Annotated in this window: 27 protein-coding genes; 14 read left to right on the forward strand and 13 right to left on the reverse strand. The window is 62.1% G+C overall.

Translation table 11 applies throughout. The annotated features are described in order from the left end of the window. Positions 1-6 precede the first annotated feature (6 nt). The 3 genes from pgeF to lgt are packed head-to-tail and all read right to left on the reverse strand — an operon-like array spanning position 7 to position 2707. Positions 7-762 (reverse strand): peptidoglycan editing factor PgeF, encoded by a 756-nt coding sequence (gene pgeF / locus ACSSVY_RS09245; protein WP_454269270.1) that lies wholly within the window; start codon positions 760-762, stop codon positions 7-9. Further along, positions 759-1820: a class I SAM-dependent methyltransferase gene (locus ACSSVY_RS09250; RefSeq protein WP_454269271.1), complete on the reverse strand. Its 1062-nt coding sequence runs from the start codon at positions 1818-1820 to the stop codon at positions 759-761. Before ACSSVY_RS09250 ends, pgeF begins: the two co-directional genes overlap by 4 nt. Continuing rightward, a complete protein-coding gene (gene lgt, locus ACSSVY_RS09255) occupies positions 1817-2707 on the reverse strand; it encodes a prolipoprotein diacylglyceryl transferase (protein WP_454269272.1) in 891 nt (296 codons plus the stop codon). Before lgt ends, ACSSVY_RS09250 begins: the two co-directional genes overlap by 4 nt. Positions 2708-2802: 95 nt before the next feature. Between lgt and ACSSVY_RS09260 the strand changes: the two genes are divergently transcribed. The 5 genes from ACSSVY_RS09260 (at position 2803) to ACSSVY_RS09280 (ending at position 6276) form a co-directional block, all read left to right on the forward strand. Continuing rightward, positions 2803-3039 (forward strand): accessory factor UbiK family protein, encoded by a 237-nt coding sequence (locus ACSSVY_RS09260; RefSeq protein WP_009816329.1) that lies wholly within the window; start codon positions 2803-2805, stop codon positions 3037-3039. Positions 3040-3633: 594 nt separating this feature from the next. Then, positions 3634-4134 carry a YbjN domain-containing protein gene (locus tag ACSSVY_RS09265; RefSeq protein ID WP_454269273.1) on the forward strand — a complete coding sequence of 167 codons (501 nt, stop codon included), beginning with the start codon at positions 3634-3636 and terminating at the stop codon, positions 4132-4134. Between the two features lie 42 nt (positions 4135-4176). After that, positions 4177-4992: a pyrroline-5-carboxylate reductase gene (gene proC, locus ACSSVY_RS09270; protein ID WP_454269274.1), complete on the forward strand. Its 816-nt coding sequence runs from the start codon at positions 4177-4179 to the stop codon at positions 4990-4992. Next, on the forward strand, positions 4985-5323 hold the full coding sequence (locus tag ACSSVY_RS09275; protein ID WP_454269275.1) for a tRNA-binding protein: 339 nt from the start codon (positions 4985-4987) through the stop codon (positions 5321-5323). Before proC ends, ACSSVY_RS09275 begins: the two co-directional genes overlap by 8 nt. Then, positions 5320-6276 carry a 2-hydroxyacid dehydrogenase gene (locus ACSSVY_RS09280; protein WP_454269276.1) on the forward strand — a complete coding sequence of 319 codons (957 nt, stop codon included), beginning with the start codon at positions 5320-5322 and terminating at the stop codon, positions 6274-6276. The genes ACSSVY_RS09275 and ACSSVY_RS09280 overlap by 4 nt, the downstream gene beginning before the upstream one ends. A 168-nt stretch (positions 6277-6444) precedes the next feature. Here ACSSVY_RS09280 and ACSSVY_RS09285 read toward each other — a convergent pair whose 3' ends face one another. Beyond that, a complete protein-coding gene (locus ACSSVY_RS09285) occupies positions 6445-6825 on the reverse strand; it encodes a hypothetical protein (RefSeq protein ID WP_454269277.1) in 381 nt (126 codons plus the stop codon). 186 nt (positions 6826-7011) lie between these two features. Here ACSSVY_RS09285 and trhA point away from each other — a divergent pair, with 186 nt between their 5' ends. Then, positions 7012-7662 carry a PAQR family membrane homeostasis protein TrhA gene (gene trhA / locus ACSSVY_RS09290; RefSeq protein WP_454269278.1) on the forward strand — a complete coding sequence of 217 codons (651 nt, stop codon included), beginning with the start codon at positions 7012-7014 and terminating at the stop codon, positions 7660-7662. A gap of 66 nt (positions 7663-7728) precedes the next feature. Here the strand turns inward: trhA and ACSSVY_RS09295 are convergent, their stop codons facing one another. From ACSSVY_RS09295 to ACSSVY_RS09305, 3 genes are all read right to left on the reverse strand, one after another. Beyond that, positions 7729-7992, reverse strand: a complete 264-nt coding sequence (locus ACSSVY_RS09295) for a DUF6455 family protein (RefSeq protein ID WP_009816322.1) — start codon at positions 7990-7992, stop codon at positions 7729-7731. Positions 7993-8055: 63 nt separating this feature from the next. Continuing rightward, complete coding sequence (locus ACSSVY_RS09300) at positions 8056-8412, reverse strand: YigZ family protein (protein ID WP_009816321.1); 357 nt, start codon at positions 8410-8412, stop codon at positions 8056-8058. Further along, positions 8412-9122, reverse strand: coding sequence for a M48 family metallopeptidase (locus ACSSVY_RS09305; protein WP_454269279.1), 711 nt, complete (start codon positions 9120-9122; stop codon positions 8412-8414). The genes ACSSVY_RS09300 and ACSSVY_RS09305 overlap by 1 nt, the downstream gene beginning before the upstream one ends. Positions 9123-9245: 123 nt before the next feature. Between ACSSVY_RS09305 and ACSSVY_RS09310 the strand changes: the two genes are divergently transcribed. Continuing rightward, positions 9246-9485, forward strand: coding sequence for a hypothetical protein (locus tag ACSSVY_RS09310; protein ID WP_454269373.1), 240 nt, complete (start codon positions 9246-9248; stop codon positions 9483-9485). Between the two features lie 4 nt (positions 9486-9489). Here the strand turns inward: ACSSVY_RS09310 and meaB are convergent, their stop codons facing one another. Next, positions 9490-10464: a methylmalonyl Co-A mutase-associated GTPase MeaB gene (gene meaB, locus ACSSVY_RS09315; RefSeq protein WP_454269280.1), complete on the reverse strand. Its 975-nt coding sequence runs from the start codon at positions 10462-10464 to the stop codon at positions 9490-9492. 96 nt (positions 10465-10560) lie between these two features. Here meaB and hrpB point away from each other — a divergent pair, with 96 nt between their 5' ends. Beyond that, positions 10561-13035, forward strand: coding sequence for an ATP-dependent helicase HrpB (gene hrpB, locus ACSSVY_RS09320; RefSeq protein ID WP_454269281.1), 2475 nt, complete (start codon positions 10561-10563; stop codon positions 13033-13035). Positions 13036-13104: 69 nt separating this feature from the next. Continuing rightward, the gene (locus ACSSVY_RS09325) at positions 13105-13566 is read left to right on the forward strand and encodes an NUDIX hydrolase (RefSeq protein ID WP_454269282.1); all 462 of its coding nucleotides are present in this window, start codon (positions 13105-13107) and stop codon (positions 13564-13566) included. A gap of 7 nt (positions 13567-13573) precedes the next feature. Here the strand turns inward: ACSSVY_RS09325 and ACSSVY_RS09330 are convergent, their stop codons facing one another. Genes ACSSVY_RS09330 through ACSSVY_RS09345 form a run of 4 tightly spaced genes read right to left on the reverse strand, consistent with a single transcriptional unit; the run spans position 13574 to position 16226 of the window. Beyond that, complete coding sequence (locus tag ACSSVY_RS09330) at positions 13574-14605, reverse strand: MaoC family dehydratase (RefSeq protein ID WP_454269283.1); 1032 nt, start codon at positions 14603-14605, stop codon at positions 13574-13576. A gap of 2 nt (positions 14606-14607) precedes the next feature. Further along, positions 14608-14811, reverse strand: a complete 204-nt coding sequence (locus ACSSVY_RS09335) for a DUF1737 domain-containing protein (RefSeq protein ID WP_454269284.1) — start codon at positions 14809-14811, stop codon at positions 14608-14610. 3 nt (positions 14812-14814) lie between these two features. Next, a complete protein-coding gene (locus tag ACSSVY_RS09340; protein WP_454269285.1) occupies positions 14815-15360 on the reverse strand; it encodes an NnrU family protein in 546 nt (181 codons plus the stop codon). Positions 15361-15365: 5 nt separating this feature from the next. After that, complete coding sequence (locus ACSSVY_RS09345; protein ID WP_009816312.1) at positions 15366-16226, reverse strand: HpcH/HpaI aldolase/citrate lyase family protein; 861 nt, start codon at positions 16224-16226, stop codon at positions 15366-15368. Positions 16227-16436: 210 nt separating this feature from the next. On the opposite strand from ACSSVY_RS09345, the gene ACSSVY_RS09350 reads away from it, so the two are divergent. Continuing rightward, positions 16437-16742 carry a hypothetical protein gene (locus tag ACSSVY_RS09350; RefSeq protein ID WP_454269286.1) on the forward strand — a complete coding sequence of 102 codons (306 nt, stop codon included), beginning with the start codon at positions 16437-16439 and terminating at the stop codon, positions 16740-16742. Here the strand turns inward: ACSSVY_RS09350 and ACSSVY_RS09355 are convergent. Then, a complete protein-coding gene (locus tag ACSSVY_RS09355) occupies positions 16739-17485 on the reverse strand; it encodes a sulfite exporter TauE/SafE family protein (protein ID WP_454269287.1) in 747 nt (248 codons plus the stop codon). The two genes, ACSSVY_RS09350 and ACSSVY_RS09355, sit on opposite strands and share 4 nt — an antisense overlap. A gap of 158 nt (positions 17486-17643) precedes the next feature. Between ACSSVY_RS09355 and mdh the strand changes: the two genes are divergently transcribed. The 4 genes from mdh to ACSSVY_RS09375 all read left to right on the forward strand — a co-directional run bounded on the left by mdh (position 17644) and on the right by ACSSVY_RS09375 (position 24027). After that, positions 17644-18606, forward strand: a complete 963-nt coding sequence (gene mdh / locus ACSSVY_RS09360; RefSeq protein ID WP_009816309.1) for a malate dehydrogenase — start codon at positions 17644-17646, stop codon at positions 18604-18606. Between the two features lie 224 nt (positions 18607-18830). After that, the gene (sucC, locus tag ACSSVY_RS09365) at positions 18831-20024 is read left to right on the forward strand and encodes an ADP-forming succinate--CoA ligase subunit beta (RefSeq protein WP_454269288.1); all 1194 of its coding nucleotides are present in this window, start codon (positions 18831-18833) and stop codon (positions 20022-20024) included. 62 nt (positions 20025-20086) lie between these two features. Next, the gene (gene sucD / locus ACSSVY_RS09370) at positions 20087-20968 is read left to right on the forward strand and encodes a succinate--CoA ligase subunit alpha (protein WP_151979575.1); all 882 of its coding nucleotides are present in this window, start codon (positions 20087-20089) and stop codon (positions 20966-20968) included. Positions 20969-21066: 98 nt separating this feature from the next. Then, positions 21067-24027 carry a 2-oxoglutarate dehydrogenase E1 component gene (locus ACSSVY_RS09375; protein ID WP_454269289.1) on the forward strand — a complete coding sequence of 987 codons (2961 nt, stop codon included), beginning with the start codon at positions 21067-21069 and terminating at the stop codon, positions 24025-24027. Position 24028: the final 1 nt, after the last annotated feature.

Genomic DNA, 24028 nt, shown 5'->3' on the forward strand with positions numbered 1-24028 from the left:
CCCCAATCAGAGGCGGATCACCGAAATCAGCCGACCATAATCCGCCTCACCGGCATGAGTGGTGCGCCGATAGGAATAGAATCGCTCGGGATCGTCATAGGTGCAATGCCGCGTCCATTCCGCCTGCCCGATTCCGGACTGCCGCAATCGATGCAATCCGAACCCCGGCAGATCGAACTGATACCGTCCGCCCTCCCCATTGGCGAAAAACCGGGCATTGTCCGGATCATCCGCCAGAAATTCCTCGATGAACTCCGGTCCGACCTCATAGGCCGCTTGCGAAATCGACGGGCCGATCACGGCCTTGATCCGGCGACGCTCGGCGCCCAGATCCACCATTCCCGCAACGGTGGCCTCCAGCACACCATCCAGCGCCCCGCGCCATCCGGCATGCGCCGCCCCGATCACCCCGTTTGCCACATCCGCAAACAGCACCGGCTGACAATCCGCCGTCAGCACCGCCAGCGCCACGCCCGGCACATCCGTCACCATCGCATCGGCGCGCGGGCGGACGTCCAACGGCCCCGTGACCGTCACCACATCCGGCGAATGCACCTGATGCACGGTGATCAGATGATCCGGGGCGATCCCCATCGCCTCGGCCACCCGCGTCCGGTTGATCTGCACGATCTCGGATTGATCCGACGATCCCGGCCCGCAATTGAGCCCCGAGAACACGCCCGATGACGCGCCGCCCCGCCGGGTAAAAAACCCGTGGCGCAGCGGCGCCAAACTGTCAGCGGTCAGTATCTCTAGCGTCATGGTTCCAATCCGGGTGGTGGTGTGGTCCCCTCGGGATAGAGACCCAGCACTTTAAAGAGCGTCCCCATTTCCTCCGCCCCGGTCAAGCGCTGATATGCCGCCAGATGCGTTTCCAACGCTTGCCCGCTCAGATTGCGCGCAAGAGCCTCTGCTCGCGCGGAAATTCCCAACCGCTCCAGAAACACCCCCTGCGGTGTCAGCCGAGTGTAGACCGCCGGGCTTGCCGCCCGTGCCAGCGCCTCGAAATCCACATGCGCGGTCAGGTCCGCCATTCCCGGCGCTGCCAGCGGATCAACCGGCGCATGGCCCTTGACCGCCTGAAACGTATCGCCCAGTGATCGCCAATCGCCATAATCCACGATCAGCGCGGCACCGCCATGCCCCGCAATCCGCGCGCCGATCTCAGCCGCCACAGCTTCACCGGGCCCGCAGGTCTCGACGATATCGCCCTCGCGCGTATCCACCAGCCGCGCCACCAGCGCGGACGGCGCCACCGGCCCACTCAGCCCCAGCGCCAGACGGTCGTCGCTCAACCCCACAATCCGCTCTCGCCAGCCCTCCCCGGACCGCTGAAACTGCCGGATCGGCAGCGCATCGAAAAACTCGTTCGCCAACAGGAAAAGCGGCCCCTCCGGCAGGCTCTCAACCCGCTCATGCCAGATCACATCACCCGCAATCGCCCGGCGCTGCGCCGCGCGCAACACCGCCGACCCCTCGACCAGATGCACCTCTGCCGCGCCCTGAAATCCCGGCACGCCCCGCGTCGCGCGCAGCACATCCGCCATCAGCGTCCCACGCCCCGGCCCCAGTTCGGCCAGCACAAACCGCGCGGGCTGCCCCTGATCCAGCCAGACCTGTGCAAGACACAGCCCCAGCAATTCGCCAAACATCTGGCTGATCTCAGGCGCGGTGACAAAATCGCCCCCCGCCCCGAACGGGTCACGCGTCGCGTAATAGCCAAACTCGGGATGCATCAGGCACGCGGCCATGTAATCCGCCACGGTCATCGGCCCCGCCTCGGCGATCCGCGCTCGCAACTGTGCCTCAAGTCCGCTCATGTCCCCCGCGCACGCCGCGCCCAGAGCACCATGCCTATGCCAAAGGCCACCATCGGCAGCGACAAAAGCTGCCCCATGGTCAGACCAATCTCGCCCATCTGCACCGCCCAGCCCAGCGGATTGCCCGCGCTCACGAATTGCGCATCGGGTTGGCGCACGAATTCCACCATGAACCGCGCCACGCCATAGCCTGCGAAAAACAGCCCCGTCAGCGTGCCGGGCACCCTGAGAGCGCCGCGCCGCCAGCCCAGCCACAAGAGCACCGCCCCAAGGATCAACCCCTCCAGAGCCGCCTCGTATAGCTGCGAGGGATGCCGCGCACAAAGCCCCACAACCCCCGCACAGTCCTGCGCCGCCGCCCCCGGAAAGACCACGCCCCAAGGCAGGTCCGTCGCCCGCCCCCACAGCTCGCCATTGATGAAATTCGCGATCCGCCCCAGCAGCAATCCCACCGGCGTCACCATGCAGAGCGCATCCGCCACCGACAGCCACGCAATGCCCTGACGCCAGGAAAACACCACCACCGCCAGCACCACACCCATCAGCCCGCCGTGAAACGCCATCCCACCTCGCCAGACCGCCAGAATCTCGCCCGGATTGGCCAGGTAATAGCCCGGCTGATAAAACAGCACATAGCCCAGCCGCCCGCCCAAGATGACGCCCAGAATGACCCAAGTGAGCAGATCCTCGACCTGTTCGGGCCGCATCGGCGCGACACCTCCCGGCCAGAGTCCCGGTTGCTTCACGCTCGCCACCACCAACCGCCAGCCGATCACGATTCCCGCGATATAGGCCAGCGCATACCAACGCAGCGCAAAGTCGATGCCAAAGAGCGAAATCGAGAAGATCTCAGGCGCGATGTCGGGAAAGGGGATCATGGCTTGCATAGGCGCCTGTCTGCCTCTGCCATCAGGCCAAGTCAACCTTGTGATCTGGCCCGCCCGACACATATAAGAGAGCAGATGCAACGCCGGAGAAACCGATGCAAACCCGTAACAAAGTGCTCGACGACCTCAGCCAGTTGATGACCAATGCCATGGGCGTCGCCCAGGGCGCGCGGACCGAGGCCGAGACCGCCATGAAATCCCTGATCGACCGCTGGCTCGCCGACCGCGATTTCGTAACGCGCGAGGAATTCGACGCCGTGCGCGCCATGGCCCAAAAGGCCCGCGAGGAAAACGAAGCCCTCAAGGCGCGCATCGAGGCGCTGGAGAAGTAAGCAGAGCCCCCGCTCGCCAAACCAACCCCGTAGGGTGGGTGCCCACCCACCAAACCCTCACGCCTGACAATCCCCACGCCGCGCCGTTTCTAGGCTGCGGTCTGGTGACGCAACACCCGTGGGTGGCACCTTGTGCCAGCCAAATCCAGATGATCCCTTGATCGCACGCGACGCCTCAAAACCGCCAGTCTGTCACGCCAAAGCCGTGCCACCGATACCGGCACACCTTTGGTGCGACGGGCGGCCAGGCGATCCGTGCGACACCTTTCGGTTCTCTTTGCGCGGGGTGACGGTGGCGAAGAACAGATCCATGTTTGCCATCGGCTTTCGAAACGCCTAATCCCACCGCTCTCCCGTACGCTCAAACCGCACAACCGTACGTCCGCCCAATCCCTCCCCTGTCGCCTTCTCTTGCGGCAGCCATCATTCCATCCACAAGATATTGCCTCTCCCCCCAACAAATAGCTTTACAGGCTGCCCGAAACCCCGCACCATATCTGGTATGGGCGAGGGGAATGGCCCCCGTCCGTAGAGCAGGCACCTAGCGCTAGGGGTGCAACGCCACCCCCGCGCTACAGCAAATGAGGCGGCGCCATGGCACTTTCAGAGCAGTTCTTGCAGGACGACATCCATCCCATTGATATCGTTGAACATATTGCCGAGCATCACGAGTGGGAGTTCGACCGCATCGGCGACGATCAGATCGCCATGGCGGTCGAGGCGCAATGGCGCACGTATTCCCTGACCCTCGCCTGGTCCGGATATGACGAAACCCTGCGTCTGGTGTGCACCTTCGACATGGACCCGCCCGCCGAAAAGCTGCCCGTACTCTTTGAAATCCTCAATGAAATCAATGATGAATGTTGGGCTGGCGCCTTTACTTGGTGGGCCGAGCAGAAATTGATGGTCTATCGTTACGGCCTCGTCCTCGCCGGTGCTCAGGTCGCCAGCCCCGAGCAGATCGACACCATGCTGCACGCCGCCGTTGCCAATGCCGAGCGGTATTACCCCGCCCTGCAACTCGCGATCTGGGGTGACCAATCGCCCCGCGACGCCATGCAAGTCGCCATTGCAGAGGCCTACGGGCGCGCGTAACACTGTCCCCGCGATTGCACTCACAGACGCGGGGATACCACCATGAACATGGACGATCTGGCCCAAAAAGGCCTTGTTTTATTGGGCTGCGGCAAGATGGGCAGCGCCATGTTGCAAGGTTGGCTGGCGGGTGGGCTGCCGCCCTCATCGGTCTGGGTGATGGATCCCAACCCCTCCGACTGGCTGCGCGGCACCGGCGTGCATGTCAACACCGACCTGCCCTCCAGCCCCGCCATCACCCTTGTCGCGGTCAAGCCGCAGATGATGGGCGCGGCCCTCCCCAGCCTCGCGGCCATGGGCAATGGCCCCACGCTTTTTATCTCTGTCGCCGCAGGCACGCCGATTGCAGCCTTCGAGTCCGTCTTGGGCGCGCAGACCCCGATCATCCGCGCCATGCCCAACACCCCCGCTGCCGTGGCGCGCGGTATCACCGCCATCATCGGCAATGCCAATGCCAATACCTCCCACCTCGATCTGGCCGAGGCGCTCTTGCGCGCGGTGGGTCAGGTCGTACGGCTCGACCATGAGGATCAGATGGACGCTGTGACAGGCCTCTCTGGCTCTGGCCCCGCCTATGTGTTCCACATGATCGAATGCATGGCGCAGGCGGGCGAGGCGCAGGGCCTCTCGCCCACCCTCGCCATGCAACTGGCTCAGGCCACCGTCGCCGGTGCGGGCGCCTTGGCCGAGGCCGCAGAGGAAACCCCGGCTCAGTTGCGCCAGAACGTGACCAGCCCCAATGGCACCACGCAGGCGGGGCTGGAGGTGCTGATGCACCCTGAGACCGGCCTGCCACCGCTGATGCGGAAAACCGTGGCCGCCGCCACCGACCGCTCCAAGGCGCTGCGCAATGGCTGAGATCAGTTTTGACGACTTCCTCAACGTAGACATCCGCGTCGGCCGCGTGACCCGCGCCGAACCCTATCCCGAGGCCCGCAAACCCGCGATCAAGCTCTGGGTCGATTTCGGCCCCGAGATTGGCGAGAAGAAATCGAGCGCCCAGATCACCGCACATTACACGCCTGAGACTCTGATCGGACGTCAGGTGCTGGCCGTGGTCAATTTTCCACCCCGCCAGATCGGCAAGTTCCTGTCGGAAATCCTCGTGCTGGGGTTGAGCGATAGCAATGGCGATATCGTTCTGATACGCCCTGACCAAGACATTCCCATCGGAGAAAGACTGCATTGAAACGGATCCTTCTGACCCGCCCCATGCCGGACCGCGTGCTTGACGCCGCCCGCAGCCATTTTGACGTCGAGACCCGCGACGACAACACCCCGCTCAAGCCGGGGCAGATGCGCGGCGCGCTGGCGCTCTACGATGGCATCCTGCCGACGCTGGGCGACATGTTTCAGGCCGATGTCTTTACCGAGGCCGAGAATTCGCGCTGCCGCATCCTCGCCAATTTCGGCGTGGGCTATAACCATATCGACGTGACCTCCGCCCGCGCCGTAGGCATCGCCGTGACCAACACCCCCGGTGCCGTGACGGATGCCACCGCCGATATCGCGATGACCCTGCTCCTCATGACCGCACGCCGCGCAGGCGAAGGCGACCGTTTGGTGCGCACGGGCAAATGGCCGGGCTGGAATCCCACACAGATGCTGGGGCTGCATGTCACCGGCAAGACGGTGGGCATCATCGGCATGGGCCGCATTGGTCAGGCGATTGCCCGGCGCTGCCACTTCGGCTTTGGCATGCAGGTCGTCTATCACAACCGCTCACCCAAACCGCTCGATTTCGACGCCCGCCAGCTTGGCTCGATCGAGGCCGTGGCCGCCGAGGCGGATTTCCTCGTCATCGCCGTCCCCGGCGGGGCCGAGACCCGGCACCTGCTCAATACCGCCGTGTTCGAGGCCATGCGCCCGACCGCGCATTTCATCAATATCGCCCGAGGCGATGTGGTGGATGAGGCGGCGCTGGTCGCCGCCCTGCAAGAGGGGCGGATCGCCGGGGCCGGACTCGATGTCTACGAGCGTGAACCGATTGTGCCGGACGCGCTCAAGGCTATGGAAAACGTCGCGCTCCTGCCGCATCTGGGCACCGCAGCCCTCGAAGTGCGCGAGGCGATGGGACTGATGGCGGTCGAGAACCTGCGCGCCTTTTTCGCCGGGGAAACCCCGCCCAATCTGGTGAACTGATGGTTTAGGGCGTGTTGCGCTCCATCGAAAACACACCCGTCCCGGGCTTGACCCGGGACCTCGCCGAGGCAGGGTGATGGCCCCGGGTCAAGCCCGGGGCGGATGTGAACCCGATCGGATGCCACATGCGTTAAACGGTGACCCGCGCCCCTGTCGGGGCGCGGGCGCCTACTCCATCTGCCGCCCGCTCAGAACCTCGAAGGGCTCGAGCCGGTCGCCATTGATCCACGCATAACCACCTTCATCAGTGCGCACCATTGCATAGGGCGTCCAACCGGTGCTGCGCCACCAGCTTTCATAGTCATTCGTTTCGGCACTCACGCGCCACTGGCCATCGTCACGGCGGCCATCGCCGAGCATATAGACCGTGCTGCCATCGGCCTCAAAGAACTGCCGATAGTCAGTGCCGGACCAATTCCCGACAATGGTGTTGCCAGACAACAACGCGGTGATTTCGGCGGCGCTCATCTGCGCGGTTTGCGCGGTGACGGGCCAGCCGAGGGTGAGCATTCCGGCGCTCACAAAACCCAGAACAAGACGGCGATTCATGATCACACTCCTTTGTTGCAGCGCATACTATCGCAAATCCTGCGGTGGGGTGCGACTCGATTCTTTTTTACGCTGCGCCGGAATTGCCGCAACGTCACCCTCAAAGCGCCGTGAAAATCTGCAAACTCCTGCCATATCGTGAGACAGCTCATAGAAAAATTAATACACTTCTGCCACACAGACCGGATGATTGACATGTCCTATCCCGCTTATTCCCGCGCTGAACGTCTTGCTGACGGGGCGGTGCATATTGTCGGCCTGCTCGCGGCGCTCACCGGTGTGGGCGTGCTCTTTGCCATGTGGGCGCTGCGCATGGATGGGGTCACGCTGGCCTCGACCATCGTCTATTCCGGCGCGCTCTTGTTGATGCTGGGCGCATCTGCGGCCTATCATCTCTATGCCCATACAGCCGCCCGGCCCATCCTGCGTCGGCTTGACCACGCCGCGATCTATGTGAAAATCGCGGGCACCTTCACGCCGCTCAGCGTGCTTTTGGGCACCGCCTTTGGATATGCCGTTCTTGCTTTGGTGTGGCTTCTCGCGATCTTTGGTGCCGTGACCAAGATCAGGGCCAAACCCGGCCAGATGCCGACCGGCTGGTTGCCCTATGTGGCGCTTGGATGGATCGGGGTTGCGCTCTTTATCCCGCTCACTCCGATTTTGCCGGGTCACAGCCTTGGGCTTCTTCTGGCGGGCGGTCTGCTCTACACCTTCGGTGTCGTGTTCTACGCGTGGGAGAGCTTGCGCTTTTCGAATGCCATCTGGCATCTCTTCGTGGCTCTGGCCACAGCGTGTTTCTTCTTCGGGATTGCCTCTGCGCTTGGCGCGCGCCTCTGAGTCATCGGCACGCGCACCGTGTGCGTACAAAAACCGCGTACGCTCCGTACATCCTGTACCTTACGGTCAGGCGTGTTTGCCCGCGATCAGCAAATCAAAGACGTTGCTGTTCCGACAGTAATCCGGGGTCGCCGTCGCGACCTTGTTCTCCTCCAACCAATGGCCACAAGCCTCGGGATTTGAACAGCCCGTGCAGGCCAGAACCACATCGCTCAGGGCCTCCATCGTCAGATGGCCTTCCATGATTTTCTGTTCTAAATCAACGCCCAGGCTGCTGGCCATCTGATCCACCAACTGCGCGTGACGTTTCAAGGTCGTCGTGCTTTGCATGCCAATTCCCCTTTGCTGCCACGCCAGTTTGCCGTCGAAAGCCACGCCGCACCTTGACCTAGATCAATCCGGGCTCTCCTCCAAATAGGCACGCACGCAGTCCTGCACATGGCGAAACCGGTCACCACCCAGCTTTTTCCCGCCATACCAACGGGTTACGACAACAAGGTGATCGCGCAAATCGGCGCGTTCCAGCATGCGCAGGATCACCTGCCCTGCGCCAGCCTCGCCATCATCACCCTTCAGCGGGGTGCCGTCTCTGAGCAAAACAGCCCAAGTGTTATGCGTGGCGCGGGCAAATTTCTTGTCTTTTTTCAACAGCTTGAGGAATTCATCCACGGCGTCCCGGTCACAGGCTACCCCGCCCGAGACCGCATAGCTCGATCCCCGGTCACTGACGACACCCTTCAACTGCCGCATTACAGCCCGGCCGCCACCCGCCGCACTGTTTCAATCCGCTGCGCATTCGGCGGATGCGTCCCAAGAAAGCGGTTCCCTGGATCTGGAATTTGTGTAAAGTATTCAGCACCTTTGACCGGATTGTAACCGGCTCGATGGGTTATGATCGTGCCCAACCCATCCGCCTCCAGTTCAAAATTCTTGGAGTAACTCCGCGCGCCCACCCCGGCCCCAATGTCGACCGCCTGATCCACCATGGTCTGACTGGCGCCCGTGATCGCCGCCAATCCCCCCAAAAGGATTGCGCCCGCCGCAGCATTCTGTTGCTGACGCGGAATGTGCCCCGAAATGTGGTGGGCCGCCTCGTGCCCCATGACAAAGGCCAGTTCGTCACGATTGCGCACCTGCGCAATCAGCGGCAGGGTAAAGGCCAGAATGGGTTGTCCGCTCTTATCCAAAGTCTGATAGGCATTCGGCGGTTGCCCCGGTCGGTCATCCACAACGATCCGGAAGTCGCAGTTCTGACCGGGTGCCCGGGCGCGGCACTCCTGCTCTGCCACAGGCTCAACCCTTTGAACAACCGATATAAATTGATCCACCTGCGCCCGTGTCGGGGTTGTCGCCACTGGTCGCGATGTGCCTTGCGGCGCCGGGCGGCTGACAGGCCCCTGTTCCACAACCTCGACGCAACCGACGAGCGCCAGAAGACCAAAAACAGACATCCACCGCATCACAACACCCCCGCCAATTCCAAGATCAGGGCCCAACCTATCAGGGTTTTGCGACACTTACAGCCCTTTTGCATCCAGACTCCTCCCCCTTGCAAAGACCCGCCAACGCAGTACTCTATGGATATGTTTTCCATCGAACACGAGTTTGACTCCACCGTGATAACCCTCGTCGATGAGGGTGCCGCCCCGTTGGGCGAAGATGTGATAATCAATGCGTTTGAAGAATGCGTAACCATAGAGCAATATGATCCACGCACAGACGGCATGCAAAAGATCACCCTGTCCATGGCCCAATTGAGAGAGCTCAGAGCGGCGCTTGATCTGCCTGAAGGGGTTTACATTCAACCCCCTGAAAGCAAATGAAAACCTAACCTTTGATTTGGCTCAGAACCGCGGCCGCGGCCACCGTAGGTGTGATATCTCCCGCCGCGACGCGCGACGCGTACTCCTGCATCGCAGCTTTGGCAGCCGGTGTTTCCAGTTGCGCCAAGAGACCCTGACGCACCTCCTGCGCGAACCAGTAGCGCGCCTGCTCCGCCCGACGTCCGTGGAAATGCCCGGCCTCGCGCCGCCACTCCACCAGCGCGGTCATCTCGTCCCATGCCCTTTGCAGACCTTCATCCTGCAGGGCCGAAACCGTCATCGCCTTGGGATAGCCTTCGGGATCTTGAGGCCGCTTGCGCAGAAGGCGTAAAGCGCCCGCATAATCCGAACAGGTCCGCAGCGCCGCCGGTTTGAGATCGCCATCGGCCTTGTTCACCAGAATGAGATCGGCCATTTCCATGATGCCGCGCTTGACGCCCTGCAACTCGTCGCCGCCCGCTGGGGCCAACAAAAGCACAAAGATATCAGACATTTCCGCGACCACAGTCTCGGATTGACCCACCCCGACCGTCTCGATCAACACCACGTCAAACCCAGCCGCCTCGCAGAGCGCCACCGCCTCGCGCGTGCGGCGTGCCACGCCGCCCAGATGGCTCTGGCTGGGGGAGGGGCGGATAAAGGCCGCTGGATCACGGCTCAGCCGCTCCATCCGCGTCTTGTCGCCGAGGATCGAGCCGCCAGAGCGCGCCGAGGATGGATCAACCGCCAGCACCGCCACCCGCAGACCCCGTCCGGTCAGCATCATGCCGAAACTCTCGATAAAGGTGGATTTGCCCACCCCCGGCGTGCCCGAGAGGCCGATGCGCACCGCTTGCTTGCCGACACGCTTCAACACTTCCATCAGATCCGCAGCCTGAGTGCGGTGATCGGGTCTTGCACTCTCGATCAACGTGATCGCCCGCGCCAACGCCCGCCGGTCACCCGCGATGATCTTCTCTGCGATGTCGGCAATATCCATGCGCTGCCCTTCTTGTCCTCGTCTGCCTTCATGCCTTGGCCCGACGGGCCTTGTCCAGAGCCGAGAGAACGCAACCCTCTGGCCAAGCGTGCGCCGATGCCCGATAACGCGGGCATGACGCCCGATCTGCCCATCCATGATGCCATTCCAGCCCTGCTCGACGCGTTGCGCTCCCGTCGCCGCGCCGTCCTTCAGGCCCCGCCCGGTGCGGGCAAGACCACAGTCGTGCCGCTCGAGATGTTGCAGGCCGGAGTGACCGACCAACGCATCCTGATGCTCGAGCCGCGCCGCCTTGCCGCCCGCGCCGCCGCCGAACGGATGGCGCAGAGCCTTGGGGAAAATCCCGGTGAAACCGTGGGTTACAGGGTGCGCGGCGAGGCGCGCGTGGGGCCGCAGACCCGGATCGAGGTGGTGACGGAGGGAATTCTCACCCGCATGATCCAGTCGGACCCGGAGTTGCGCGGCGTGGGCGCGGTGATCTTTGACGAATTTCACGAACGCTCGCTCAATGCCGATCTGGGACTGGCGCTCTGTCTCGAGGTCGCGGGCGCGCTCCGCGAAGATCTGATCCTGTTGGTCATGTCCGCCACACTCGATGCCGCGCCGGTTGCGCATCTGATGGGCGACGCCCCCATGATCACCTCGCATGGGCGCACCTATCCGGTTGAAATCCGCTGGCGCAACCGTCCCCGAGCCAAGACCCACCGCTATGAAGAGGCACTGGCTGATCTGGTGACAGAGGCCGTAGCAGAGACGACGGGCGGCATTCTGGTCTTTCTTCCCGGCGAGGGCGAGATTCGCCGAGTTGAGGCGTTGCTGCGACCGCGCCTGTCCCAGGACTGCCATCTGCGCCCTCTGTTTGGCGCGATGGAGTTTGGTGCTCAGCGCGCCGCCATCGCCCCGATACCACAGGGCCGCAAGGTTGTCTTGGCCACGGCGATCGCCGAGACGTCTCTCACGATCGAAGACATTCGTGTCGTGGTTGACGGGGGCCGGTCCCGTCGGGCGCAGTTTGATCCGGGCTCTGGCATGTCACGGCTGGTGACAGAGCCGGTGACCCGTGCCGAGGCGACGCAGCGCGCGGGTCGTGCAGGCCGTGTGGCCGAGGGGCGCTGCTATCGGCTCTGGACCAAGGGCGAAGAGGGTGCTTTGCAAGCCTTTCCCCCAGCCGAGATTGAGGCGGCGGATCTGGCCGGTCTGGCGCTGGAACTGGCGCTTTGGGGGGCCGCGCCAGAGGATCTGCCGCTCCTCACACCGCCCAATCCTGGTGCCTACGCCGAGGCTCTGACGCTCTTGCGACAACTGGGCGCTCTGGATGTCTCTGGCCGGATCACCGCGCACGGCAAGACGCTTGCGACCTTGCCGTTGCACCCGCGTCTGGCGCATATGTTGGCATGGGCTGGTCCAAAGGCGGCGTTGATGGCTGCCCTCTTGGCCGAACGCGACCCGCTGGGACGTGGTGCGCCTGTGGACTTGGCCCTCCGGCTGGCTGCCCTGCGCGATCTTCGCGGGTATGAGGCCCGGCACTCGCACGCGGTCCACCGTCCCACTTTGGAGAGGATCAAGGTTGAGGCCCGGCGACTGGCATCTCAATCCAGGACTTCACCTGATGCCGAGATGAGTGACGCCGAATGTGCAGCACTGGCCTATCCCGATCGAATTGGCCTGCGCCGCAAGGGCGATGAGCCGCGCTATGTGCTGTCAGGGGGCAAAGGCGCGATCCTGCCAGATGGCGATCCCATGGGACAAGCGCGCCTGATCGTGGCAACCGATCTGGATGGCAACCCGCGCGAGGCGCGCGTCCGGCAAGCCCTCACAATCTCCGAAGCCGAGGTTCGCGGGCTATTTGCGGATCGCATCACGTGGCAAGATGTCTGCTTTTGGGACAAACGCGAGCGGCGCGTTGTGGCGCGCGCCCAAGAACGACTGGGCGCGCTGGTGCTGGATGACCGCCATTGGAAAGACGCACCCGAGGATATCATCGCACGCGCCATGCTGGACGGGGTGCGTGATCTGGGGCTGTCGTGGTCCGACCCGGCGCGCAGGTTTGTTGCGCGCGTCCAATTGCTGCGCGATGGCGGCGAGACACTCCCGGATATGTCAGAGACAGCACTGATGGACAGTCTGGACGACTGGCTCCTGCCCTATCTGACTGGGGTTCGGGCCGCCCAGGACTGGAAACGGTTTGACATGCTCAACGCTCTGCGGGCGCGTCTGAGCTGGGACGAGATGCAGATGCTTGACCACGCAGCACCGGCACATTTCACCACACCCCTCGGGCGCAATATCCCGATAGATTACAGCGGCGAGCATCCCGAGATCACCCTGCGTTTGCAGGAAATGTTCGGCCAGACCACCCATCCCACCGTCGGGCGCACGCCGTTGCGCGTGACGCTGTTGTCGCCGGGAAATCGCCCGGTGCAGACCACGCTCGATCTGCCGGGGTTCTGGGCCAGTTCCTATGCGGATGTGCGCAAGGACATGCGCGGGCGCTATCCCCGGCATCCTTGGCCCGAAGATCCGACCCAAGCGGACCCCACATTACGTGCCAAGCCTCGCAACAACGCGTGATTTGAATTCTGCGACATTCGGGCCTATATGTAATGACAGAACAATTTTGCCCGAGCAGAGCAAATCATAATGAGCCAAGTCTTTCCTCAGACTGCGCCCGGCGCGGTCATCTTTCCTCCGATTCCACCCAATATGCAGGTGGCGGCCCTATGCTGGCGCAAGCACAAGGGACGCAAGGAAGTCTTGCTGATCACGAGCCGTGACACAGGACGTTGGGTCGTGCCCAAGGGCTGGCCGATCACCGGACTCACAGCAGCGCAATCCGCCTTGCAGGAGGCTTGGGAAGAGGCAGGCGTGCGTGCCGATGCAGACAAGGCGCGCTATGTCGGACGGTTCGCGTATGACAAGGGACTGACCGGCGGCACGGCACTGCCGGTCGAGGCGGACCTATTCAAAATCCGCTTGCGCAAAGGCGAAATGAAGGACAACTTTCCCGAGGTGCGAGAGCGGCGGCGCATCTGGGTGACTCCACGCAAAGCAGCCAAGTTGGTGGATGAACCTGACTTGCAGGAAATCCTGCGCAAGTTCTGATCTCCGACTATGTCGGCATCAGAACCCAGTAATCCAGATCCAAGAGGACATGCGGCAAGTATTTGCTGTCCGGCCCCCGCAGCGTAAACGGCGCGCCGCCCTTCGTGGCGACCAAGCGTAACCTCAGCGCACCGACGCCCGGCGCGGGTGTTTCAGCACGGTCCAAAACCTCGGACCACGCCCGCACGGTGTCGCCCGCAAAGCAAGGGTTGGCGTGGCTGCCAGCATTAATTCCCACAATCATCTGCGCATTGGCCAGACCGTTGAACGACAACGCCCGTGCCATCGAGATCACATGTCCACCATAAATGAGCCGCTTGCCATCGGCGCGCGGTGTGGCGTCGAAATGCGTCTTGGAGGTGTTTTGCCAGAGGCGTGTGGCCATCATATGCTCGGCCTCTTCAATCGTCACGCCGTCCACATGGTCAATCTGCTCGCCAATCTCGTAATCGCCCCAGCGATGCGGCTCTCCGGCGAGGGTGAAATCGTAATGCGTGAAATCGAGGCCAGCCGGGATGATGAGGTCGCCCGCCGCCACGCAGTCGGCGGTATCCGGGACGTGATCTGCGGGGGCGGGCGCCGCTTCATCCCGCTTACGCACCATGACCCAGCGGACGAATTCCATCACCGGCAAGTCGTGTTGGTTAAACCCGGTGGTGCGGACATAGACCACCCCGGTCTTGCCCGAGGAATTCTGCTTGAGGCCGATCACCTCGGACTGCGCGCGCAGGGTGTCGCCAGCATAGACCGGGCGCAGCCACCGCGCCTCGGCATAGCCCAGATTGGCCACGGCATTGAGCGAGATGTCGGGCACCGATTTGCCGAACACGATATGAAACGCTGCCAGATCGTCAATCGGGCTGGCGGGCAGGCCGCAGACATGGGCGAACTCATCCGAGGAATAGATCGCATGCCGTGCCGGATAAAGCGCGTGATAAAGCGCGCGCTCGCCCCCCGACACGGTGCGCGGCACCGCATGGGCTATCACCTGCCCAATACTGTAATCCTCGAAAAACCGGCCCGGATTGGTCTTGGCCATGCTCACTGCTCTCCGAGTTTCATGTCGGCCGAGTAGCTGCCCTCTTTTTCTTTCACCACGGCCTGACCGCACCGCATCACGCCATTGGCCGCGTCAAAGGCATAGGTGGGATCGCCATAGAGCTCCCATCCCTTGTTGAGCGCAGCCGTGACCTTATGGCAAAATTCCGACGTGTCGTCGGCGCTGAGAAATCGGTAGAGTTTCATGGTTCACCCCGGAAACGGCCAGACACCCAGCCAGTTGTGAATAAAGGTTATCGCCAGGAACATCACCACGGTGATCACCACCAGCACGATATCCCGTTTCGCCTCGCCCGGCGCGGGCCGGACCCAATCCTCGGCCCGGTTGATCATCACGACCTCAACCACGGCCCACACCAGCAGCCCACCGAACAGCACGAGCGAGGCCAGATCGCCATTGACCAACAAATGCGCCACCGCCCAGACCTTGACCGCCGTCAATTGCGGATGACGCATCGCACCACGCAACCGCCCCTTGGTCGCGCTCATGCCATAGAGAAATACCGCGCCCAGCATCATCAGGTTGTTGACATGGACCGTCCAAGTTGGGGGATACCAGACATTGATGACCTCCGCCTGCCGGTAGCCGATCACCATCAGCACCAGACCCGCCAGAATTCCAAGAGCTGCAAGCCCTTTGCCCGCATTCCCCATCCTTGCGCGCAGATCGGGCGCCGCCCGTTTGAACAGATGCGCCGCGATCCAGAGGATCAGTCCGAGGATGAGGTAAACCATGGGTGCTACTCCGCTGCCATTTCCCGTATCGCCTGTGCCTTGGCGAGGATGCGCTGTGCCGACACCGCGTGCAAATTCTCGACGATCTGCCCATCCACTACGGCGATCCCCTGACCCGAGGCACGGCTTTCTTCATAGGCTGCGATCTGCCGTTGAGCCAGTTCAATTTCGGAATTGGTCGGTGCAAAGGCGGTGTTGGCGATTTCAAGCTGTGCCGGATGGATCAGAGTCTTGCCGTCAAACCCAAGATCACGCCCCTGTTCACATTCGAACTTGAGCCCGTCGCCATCACGAAAGCGGTTGTAAACCCCATCGACCGCCACGATCCGTGCCGCACGCGCCGCCATCACGATCATCTGCAACCCGGTCCAGAGCGGCATCCGGTCGGCGCGCACCCGGCAGCCCAGATCCTTGATCAGGTCGTTGGTGCCCGCCACCAGCCCCGTCACTTGCCGGTGCGCCGCGATTTCTCGGGCGTTGAAAACGCTGACTGGCGTTTCCATCATGGTCCACACAGGCAGATCCGACCCGATCACATCTGACAGATTGTCGATATCCGAGGGCGTATTGACCTTGGGCAAGAGGATCGCATCCGCTCCCGCATCGCGCAATGCGCGGGCATCCTCCAGCCCCCATTCGGTGGTCAGCGCGTTGATCCGAACAATCTTGAACCGATAGCCATAGCCCCCCTGCCGCAGGGCATCCACCAGCGTGGCGCGGGCCTCAGCCTTGGCATCCGGCGCCACCGCATCTTCAAGATCAAAGATGATCGCATCGGTGGGCAGGTCGCGTGCCTTCTCCAACGCGCGCTCCTTGGAGCCGGGGATATAAAGCACCGAACGGTAGGGATGCATGCTGCTGTCCATGGGTCTGCCCTCTTTGGATTCTATCTGCGGTAATAATCTTGCGCAGGCATGGCATTTTTCGGTGGAAATGTTCAAGAGATTTCTCGCCGCGACGCAGCGATGGAACAGAGACCGCGGTTCGGGCGCGTTCGTTAACCACCTGTTCATCTCTCGTTCGGCATGATCGGTCGCGCGACGGCCGGGGGGCCAACCCAAGAGAAAGGGTGACTGATGATCAAAGCAGTGATGGCCGTTCTGAGCGCAATTGCGCTGGCAAGCGCCCCGGCGCAGGCGCAATCGGGGGCCTGCGCCCCGCGCGACACGGTGGTGCAGCGTTTGGCCGATGCTTACGGCGAGACGCGAAAATCCATGGGGCTCGGGGCCAACAACATGGTGGTCGAGGTCTTTGCCTCGGACACGTCCGGCAGTTGGACCATCACCGTAACGGGCAGCGACGGCATCAGCTGCCTTATGGCCAGCGGACAGGCCTATCAGGCCACCACCGAAACCGAACCCAAGCCGGGCAAGGGTGCTTAAAACAGCCCGTCCCAGATCAGCTTGATCCCCGTCAGGGTCAGCAACACATAGGTCACCGCAAAGAACGCGCGTTCCGGCATGATCCGGTGCGCGCGCACGCCAATCCACGCCCCCAAGAGGGCAAAGGGGGCGAGGATCAGATCGATCATCAGCGTCTGCTGCGTGAAGAGGCCCAGCATCCCATAGGGCACGGCCTTGACGATGTTGAAGACAAAGAACATCAGCACGGTGGTCGCCTGATAGCGCGTCTTGTCCAGCCCTCGCGATAGGAGGTAAACCGCCGCAGGCGGCCCGCCTGCATGGCTGACAAAGCTGGTGAACCCCGCCACGAGACCCGCAAACAGCCCAACCCATCCCGGGAGCGGAGACTGCCCCCGACGCATCACGCGCGCTCTCAGCACCGTCTGCCAAAGCACAAAGGCCAACGCGATGCCCCCGATCAGCAGCCGCAACAGATCTGCATCGGCCATCCGGTAGAACGCCATGCCAAGACAAATCCCCGGCAGCCCACCGAGGATCAACATCGTCACTTCGACCCTGCCCCATTGCCGCCAATAGGGACGCAAAGTGGCGATATCAATCAGCATCAGGATCGGTAGCATAATCCCAAGAGCCACACCGGGTGGAACGAAAAGCGCCAGAATCGCCGCCCCTGCAAATGACGCGCCCGAGCCGAAACCGCCCTTGGACACTCCCGCCAAGAGGGCCGCGAACACGCCGACTGCAATCACTTCGCCTGTCATCCCTTTGATCCCTAACCCCTGACTCTGCTTGCACTTTCACGGTATACGACCGCATCCCGCTGTCACGCCGAAAATCCGCCGCAGCGCAGCACCCTTGCAAGAGCGCAGAATTCGGACTACGCCCAAGCGCAACTTTTCAACCGACGGAGAATGATCCAATGGCCAGACCCAAGATTGCGCTGATCGGCGCCGGACAGATTGGCGGCACCCTCGCCCATCTCGCCGCGCTGAAGGAACTGGGCGATATCGTCCTGTTCGACATCGCCGAAGGCACCCCCGAGGGCAAGGCTCTCGACATCGCGGAATCCGGCCCGTCCGAAGGGTTCGACGCCGCGCTCCGGGGAACGCAATCCTATGCCGATATCGCGGGAGCCGATGTCTGCATCGTCACTGCAGGCGTCCCGCGCAAACCGGGCATGAGCCGCGATGATCTCTTGGGGATCAACCTCAAGGTCATGAAATCGGTGGGTGAAGGCATCGCCGCCCATGCCCCCGATGCGTTCGTCATCTGCATCACCAACCCGCTTGATGCGATGGTCTGGGCGTTGCAAAAATTCTCTGGGCTGCCTGCGCACAAGGTCTGCGGCATGGCCGGCGTGCTGGATTCTGCCCGTTTCCGCCACTTCCTCAGCGTCGAATTCAATGTCTCGATGAAGGATGTCACCGCCTTCGTTCTGGGCGGGCATGGCGACACGATGGTGCCTTCGGTGCGCTATTCGACCGTCGCGGGCATCCCCTTGCCTGACCTGATCGAGATGGGCTGGACCACGCAAGAGAAACTTGACGCCATCGTGCAGCGTACCCGTGATGGCGGCGCCGAGATCGTCGGTCTCTTGAAGACCGGCTCCGCCTTCTACGCACCCGCCACCTCTGCCATCGAAATGGCCGAGGCCTATCTCAAGGATCAAAAGCGGGTTCTGCCCTGTGCGGCCTATTGCGATGGTGAATTCGGACTCAAGGACATGTATGTCGGTGTGCCCACTGTGATTGGCGCAGGCGGGATCGAGCGGATCGTCAACATCAAGCTCAACAAGGACGAGCAGGACATGTTCGACAAATCGGTCGATGCGGTCAAAGGTCTGGTCAAGGCCTGCAAGGACATCGACCCCTCGCTGGTCTGATCACCTGAGATCAACGTGTTTGGGTCAGGGCTGGCATACGTCAGCCCTGATTCTTTTTGACCCCGACACATCCCGGATTTCCGATTTGTGATCACACGATTTATCCGTGTGATCACAAAATGACGATTTTCGCCCCAAAAGCTGCCAAACAACAAAAAACGGTTTATTACGTCACTCAATCTATGCCTATACCTGTCCCAATCGCAGCAAAACGGGACAGTTTGATGAATATCCATGAGTATCAGGCGAAGGCCCTGCTTCGCTCTTACGGCGCCCCGGTGTCGGATGGCCGCGTGGTTCTGCGCGCTGAAGAGGCAAAAACCGCCGCAAGCGCGCTCGATGGACCGCTTTGGGTGGTCAAGGCGCAGATCCACGCCGGTGGCCGTGGCAAGGGCAAGTTCAAGGAAACGGGTGCTGGTGAGGCCGGTGGTGTGCGTCTGGCCCGTTCCGTGGAAGAGGCCGCCGAAGAGGCCAAGCGCATGCTGGGCCGCACGCTGGTGACCAAGCAGACCGGCGCGGCGGGCAAGCAGGTCAACCGCATTTATATCGAGGATGGCTCGGGCATTCAGACCGAGATGTATCTTGCCCTCTTGGTGGATCGTCAGACCAGCCGCGTGTCCTTTGTCTGCTCGACCGAGGGCGGCATGGATATCGAAGAGGTCGCCGAAAAGACCCCCGAAAAAATCCTGTCCTTCAGTGTCGATCCCGCGACCGGCTATCAGCCGTTCCATGGTCGCCGCATCGCATTCAACCTTGGGCTCACCGGCGGTCAGGTCAAGCAATGCGTGAGCCTGATGGGCATCCTCTACAAGCTCTTCGTTGAAAAAGACATGGAGATGCTGGAGATCAACCCGCTGATCGTGTCGGACAAGGGCGACCTGAAATGCCTCGACGCCAAGATGGGCTTTGATTCCAACGCCATTTACCGCCACGCGGACATTGCCGAGCTGCGCGACACGACCGAAGAAGACCCCAAGGAACTGGAAGCGTCGAAATACGACCTCAACTATATCGCCCTCGACGGTGAAATCGGTTGCATGGTCAATGGCGCTGGCCTCGCGATGGCGACGATGGACATCATCAAGCTCTACGGGGCCGAGCCTGCCAACTTCCTCGACGTGGGCGGCGGCGCGACCAAGGAAAAGGTCACCGAGGCGTTCAAGATCATCACCTCTGATCCGCAAGTCAAAGGCATCCTCGTCAACATCTTCGGCGGCATCATGCGCTGCGATGTGATCGCCGAGGGCGTGGTGGCGGCGGTCAAAGAGGTCGGCCTCAAGGTGCCGCTCGTGGTCCGTCTCGAAGGCACCAATGTCGAAAAGGGCAAGGAGATCATCAACACCTCCGGCCTCGACGTCATCGCCGCCGACGACCTCAAGGACGGCGCGCAGAAGATCGTCAAGGCCGTGAAGGGCTAATCCCGTAGGGTGCGCCGCTCGTGCGCACCTCCCCCGCGATTTCATTACAGGAGAACGCCAAAATGGCAGTCCTCGTCGACAAACATACCCGCGTGATCTGTCAGGGCCTTACCGGCTCGCAGGGCACATTCCACTCCGAACAGGCCATCGCCTATGGCACCAAGATGGTCGGCGGCGTCACCCCCGGCAAGGGCGGCACGACGCATCTCGACCTGCCCGTGTTCAACTCGGTGCATGAGGCCAAGCATGTGACAGAGGCCAATGCCTCCGTCATCTACGTGCCGCCGCCCTTTGCTGCGGACAGTATCCTTGAGGCGATTGATGCCGAGATGGAGCTCATTGTCTGCATCACCGAGGGCATCCCGGTGCTTGACATGATGCGCGTCAAGCGGGCGCTGGAAGGCTCGAAATCCCGCCTGATCGGTCCGAACTGCCCCGGCATCATCACGCCCGACGCCTGCAAGATCGGCATCATGCCCGGCCATATCCACCGGCGCGGGTCGGTGGGCGTGGTCTCGCGCTCGGGCACTCTGACCTATGAGGCGGTCAAGCAGACCTCCGACGTGGGCCTTGGCCAATCGACTTGCGTCGGCATCGGCGGCGACCCGATCAAGGGCACCGAACATATCGACGTGCTCGAATGGTTCCTCGCCGATGACGAAACGCAGTCGATCATCATGATCGGCGAGATCGGCGGAAGCGCGGAAGAAGAAGCGGCGCAGTTCCTGAAAGACGAGGCCAAACGCGGGCGCAAGAAACCCGTCGCAGGCTTTATCGCTGGCCGCACCGCCCCGCCGGGCCGCCGCATGGGCCACGCCGGCGCCATCGTCGCAGGCGGCAAAGGCGACGCCGAGAGCAAGATCGAAGCCATGAAATCCGCCGGCATCACCGTCGCCGAAAGCCCCGCTGGTTTGGGCGAGGCCGTGCTCAAGGCGATTGGGTAAAGGCCCGTTCGCGCGCGCCCCGGGCCTGACCCGGGGCCTCTGCGCGGCTGGGTGATCCCGGGTCAGGCCCGGGATGTGTTGCGAAAAGGACATCTGACATGACCGACCAATCCCCCAACGACCAGTTTCATGCCTCCTCCTTCATGCAGGGGCATAATGCCGAGTATCTCGAACAGCTCTATGCGCGCTATGCCAATGACCCGAACGCGGTCGATGCGGCGTGGAAGACGTTTTTCGACGCGCTGGGTGACGGCGATGACGATGTGAAGGCCGAGGCCGCTGGTCCCTCTTGGGCGCGGGCCGATTGGCCGCCGATGCCGTCGGATGACCTGACCGCTGCCCTCACCGGGGAATGGCCCGCTGAGCCCGAGTTGAAGGACGCAGGCAAGAAGATTGCCGCCAAGGCCGCGGAGAAGGGTGTGAGCGTCAGCGACGAGGACGTCAAGCGCGCGGTGCTCGATTCCGTGCGCGCGCTGATGCTGATCCGCGCCTACCGCATCCGGGGGCATCTGGCCGCTGATCTAGATCCGCTGGGCCTGCGCGAGACGCCGCTGCGCCCGGAGTTGGACCCAAAATCCTACGGCTTCACCGAGATCGACATGGATCGCCCGATCTTTATCGACAATGTGCTCGGCCTGCAAATCGCGAGCCTGCGCGAGATTCTGGCGATTGTCCGGCGCACCTATTGCGGCACCTTCGCGCTACAATACATGCATATTTCCGATCCCGAGGAATCCGCCTGGCTCAAGGAGCGGATCGAGGGCTATGACAAGGAAATCACCTTTACCCGCACCGGGCGCAAAGCAATCCTGAACAAGCTGGTCGAGGCCGAGGGCTTTGAAAAATACCTGCATGTGAAATACATGGGCACCAAGCGCTTTGGCCTTGATGGGGGCGAGAGCCTTATCCCGGCGATGGAGCAGATCATCAAGCGTGGCGGTCAACTGGGCGTCGAGGACATCGTCATCGGCATGCCGCACCGAGGCCGTCTGTCGGTTCTGGCCAATGTGATGGGCAAACCCTATCGCGCAATTTTCAACGAGTTCCAGGGCGGCAGCTTTAAGCCTGAAGAGGTCGATGGATCGGGCGATGTGAAATACCACCTCGGCGCGTCTTCGGACCGCGAGTTTGACGGCAACCGGGTGCACCTGTCGCTGACCGCCAACCCCAGTCACCTTGAAGCCGTGAACCCTGTAGTGATCGGCAAGGTCCGCGCCAAGCAGGATCAGTTGAACGACACCGACCGCACCAAGGTGCTGCCGATTCTCTTGCATGGCGACGCGGCCTTTGCCGGGCAAGGCGTCGTGGCCGAATGTTTTGGCCTATCGGGTCTCAAAGGCCATCGTACAGGCGGAACCATTCATATCGTCGTGAACAACCAGATCGGTTTTACCACAGCACCGCATTTCAGCCGCTCCTCGCCCTATCCGACCGATATCGCGCTGATGGTCGAGGCGCCGATTTTCCACGTCAACGGGGACGATCCCGAGGCCTGTGTACATGCCGCTCGCGTCGCCACGGAATTCCGTCAGAAATTCCACAAGGACGTTGTCATCGACATGATCTGCTATCGCCGCTTCGGTCATAACGAGGGCGACGAGCCCATGTTCACCAACCCGGTGATGTATAAAAAGATCAAGCAGCAGAAGACCACGCTCAGCCTCTATACCGAGCGGCTGGTCAAGGATGGCCTCATCCCCGAGGGCGAGATCGAGGACATGAAAACCGCCTTTCAGGCCTATCTCGCGGATGAATTCGACGCGGGCAAGGATTACCGCCCGAACAAGGCCGATTGGCTGGATGGCAAATGGGCCGACCTGAACGCGCATCGCGGCAAGTATGAGCGCGGCGAAACCGCGATCAACCCCGAGACCATGGCCCAAGTGGGCCGCGCGCTCAGCACGCCGCCCGAAGGCTTTCCGCTGCACAAGACGGTTGAGCGGTTGCTCGAGTCCAAGGCGAACATGTTCGAAACCGGCACCGGCTTTGACTGGGCCACCGCCGAGGCGCTGGCCTTTGGCTCGCTCCTGACCGAAGGCTACCGCGTCCGCCTCTCGGGGCAGGACTGCACGCGCGGAACTTTCAGCCAGAGGCATTCCGGCCTGATCAATCAGGACAACGAAGACCGCTACTACCCGCTCAACCATATCCGCGACGGGCAGGCGCATTATGAGGTCATCGACTCGATGCTCTCGGAATACGCGGTGCTGGGCTTTGAATATGGCTACTCCTTGGCCGAACCCAACGCGCTGACCCTGTGGGAGGCGCAGTTCGGCGATTTTGCCAATGGCGCGCAGATTATGTTCGATCAGTTCATCTCGTCTGGGGAATCGAAATGGCTGCGCATGTCCGGTCTCGTCTGCCTCTTGCCACATGGCTACGAGGGACAAGGGCCGGAACACTCCTCGGCCCGTCTGGAACGCTTTCTGACGATGTGCGGTGGCGACAACTGGATCGTGGCAAATTGTACCACCCCGGCCAATTACTTTCATATTCTGCGCCGTCAGATGTATCGCACCTTCCGCAAACCACTGATCCTGATGACGCCGAAATCCTTGCTGCGGCACAAGATGGCGGTCAGCAAAGCCGAAGAGTTCACCACCGGCTCGTCCTTTCACCGGGTGCTTTGGGATGATGCGCAATACGGCAATTCGGAAACCAAACTGGTTGCCGACAAGAAGATCAAACGCGTCGTCATGTGCGCTGGCAAAGTCTATTACGATCTGCTCGAAGAACGCGACGCACGCGGCATCGACGATGTTTACTTGATGCGCATCGAACAGTTCTACCCGTTCCCGGCGATGTCGTTGGTCAAGGAGCTGGAACGCTTCAAGGGGGCGGAAATGGTCTGGTGTCAGGAAGAACCCAAGAACCAGGGCGCGTGGTCCTTTATCGAGCCCAATATCGAATGGGTTCTGACCCGGATCAAGGCCAAGCATCTGCGCCCCGTCTATGCCGGTCGCCCCGCCTCGGCCTCGCCCGCGACGGGCCTTGCCAAGCAGCACAAAGCACAACAAGAAGCGCTGGTCGATGCCGCGCTGACCATCGAAGGGAAATAAC

This window comes from Roseovarius sp. MBR-51 (genome assembly GCF_053628575.1).

Excerpts from the sequence above, each read along its gene's own strand:
- pgeF (WP_454269270.1), bottom strand. The coding sequence starts at position 762 with ATGACGCTAGAGATACTGACCGCTGACAGTTTGGCGCCGCTGCGCCAC.
- ACSSVY_RS09250 (WP_454269271.1), bottom strand. The coding sequence starts at position 1,820 with ATGAGCGGACTTGAGGCACAGTTGCGAGCGCGGATCGCCGAGGCGGGG.
- lgt (WP_454269272.1), bottom strand. The coding sequence starts at position 2,707 with ATGCAAGCCATGATCCCCTTTCCCGACATCGCGCCTGAGATCTTCTCG.
- ACSSVY_RS09260 (WP_009816329.1), top strand. The coding sequence starts at position 2,803 with ATGCAAACCCGTAACAAAGTGCTCGACGACCTCAGCCAGTTGATGACC.
- ACSSVY_RS09265 (WP_454269273.1), top strand. The coding sequence starts at position 3,634 with ATGGCACTTTCAGAGCAGTTCTTGCAGGACGACATCCATCCCATTGAT.
- proC (WP_454269274.1), top strand. The coding sequence starts at position 4,177 with ATGAACATGGACGATCTGGCCCAAAAAGGCCTTGTTTTATTGGGCTGC.
- ACSSVY_RS09275 (WP_454269275.1), top strand. The coding sequence starts at position 4,985 with ATGGCTGAGATCAGTTTTGACGACTTCCTCAACGTAGACATCCGCGTC.
- ACSSVY_RS09285 (WP_454269277.1), bottom strand. The coding sequence starts at position 6,825 with ATGAATCGCCGTCTTGTTCTGGGTTTTGTGAGCGCCGGAATGCTCACC.
- trhA (WP_454269278.1), top strand. The coding sequence starts at position 7,012 with ATGATTGACATGTCCTATCCCGCTTATTCCCGCGCTGAACGTCTTGCT.
- ACSSVY_RS09295 (WP_009816322.1), bottom strand. The coding sequence starts at position 7,992 with ATGCAAAGCACGACGACCTTGAAACGTCACGCGCAGTTGGTGGATCAG.
- ACSSVY_RS09300 (WP_009816321.1), bottom strand. The coding sequence starts at position 8,412 with ATGCGGCAGTTGAAGGGTGTCGTCAGTGACCGGGGATCGAGCTATGCG.
- ACSSVY_RS09305 (WP_454269279.1), bottom strand. The coding sequence starts at position 9,122 with ATGCGGTGGATGTCTGTTTTTGGTCTTCTGGCGCTCGTCGGTTGCGTC.
- ACSSVY_RS09310 (WP_454269373.1), top strand. The coding sequence starts at position 9,246 with ATGTTTTCCATCGAACACGAGTTTGACTCCACCGTGATAACCCTCGTC.
- meaB (WP_454269280.1), bottom strand. The coding sequence starts at position 10,464 with ATGGATATTGCCGACATCGCAGAGAAGATCATCGCGGGTGACCGGCGG.
- hrpB (WP_454269281.1), top strand. The coding sequence starts at position 10,561 with ATGCCCGATAACGCGGGCATGACGCCCGATCTGCCCATCCATGATGCC.
- ACSSVY_RS09325 (WP_454269282.1), top strand. The coding sequence starts at position 13,105 with ATGAGCCAAGTCTTTCCTCAGACTGCGCCCGGCGCGGTCATCTTTCCT.
- ACSSVY_RS09330 (WP_454269283.1), bottom strand. The coding sequence starts at position 14,605 with ATGGCCAAGACCAATCCGGGCCGGTTTTTCGAGGATTACAGTATTGGG.
- ACSSVY_RS09335 (WP_454269284.1), bottom strand. The coding sequence starts at position 14,811 with ATGAAACTCTACCGATTTCTCAGCGCCGACGACACGTCGGAATTTTGC.
- ACSSVY_RS09340 (WP_454269285.1), bottom strand. The coding sequence starts at position 15,360 with ATGGTTTACCTCATCCTCGGACTGATCCTCTGGATCGCGGCGCATCTG.
- ACSSVY_RS09345 (WP_009816312.1), bottom strand. The coding sequence starts at position 16,226 with ATGGACAGCAGCATGCATCCCTACCGTTCGGTGCTTTATATCCCCGGC.
- ACSSVY_RS09350 (WP_454269286.1), top strand. The coding sequence starts at position 16,437 with ATGATCAAAGCAGTGATGGCCGTTCTGAGCGCAATTGCGCTGGCAAGC.
- ACSSVY_RS09355 (WP_454269287.1), bottom strand. The coding sequence starts at position 17,485 with ATGACAGGCGAAGTGATTGCAGTCGGCGTGTTCGCGGCCCTCTTGGCG.
- mdh (WP_009816309.1), top strand. The coding sequence starts at position 17,644 with ATGGCCAGACCCAAGATTGCGCTGATCGGCGCCGGACAGATTGGCGGC.
- sucC (WP_454269288.1), top strand. The coding sequence starts at position 18,831 with ATGAATATCCATGAGTATCAGGCGAAGGCCCTGCTTCGCTCTTACGGC.
- sucD (WP_151979575.1), top strand. The coding sequence starts at position 20,087 with ATGGCAGTCCTCGTCGACAAACATACCCGCGTGATCTGTCAGGGCCTT.
- ACSSVY_RS09375 (WP_454269289.1), top strand. The coding sequence starts at position 21,067 with ATGACCGACCAATCCCCCAACGACCAGTTTCATGCCTCCTCCTTCATG.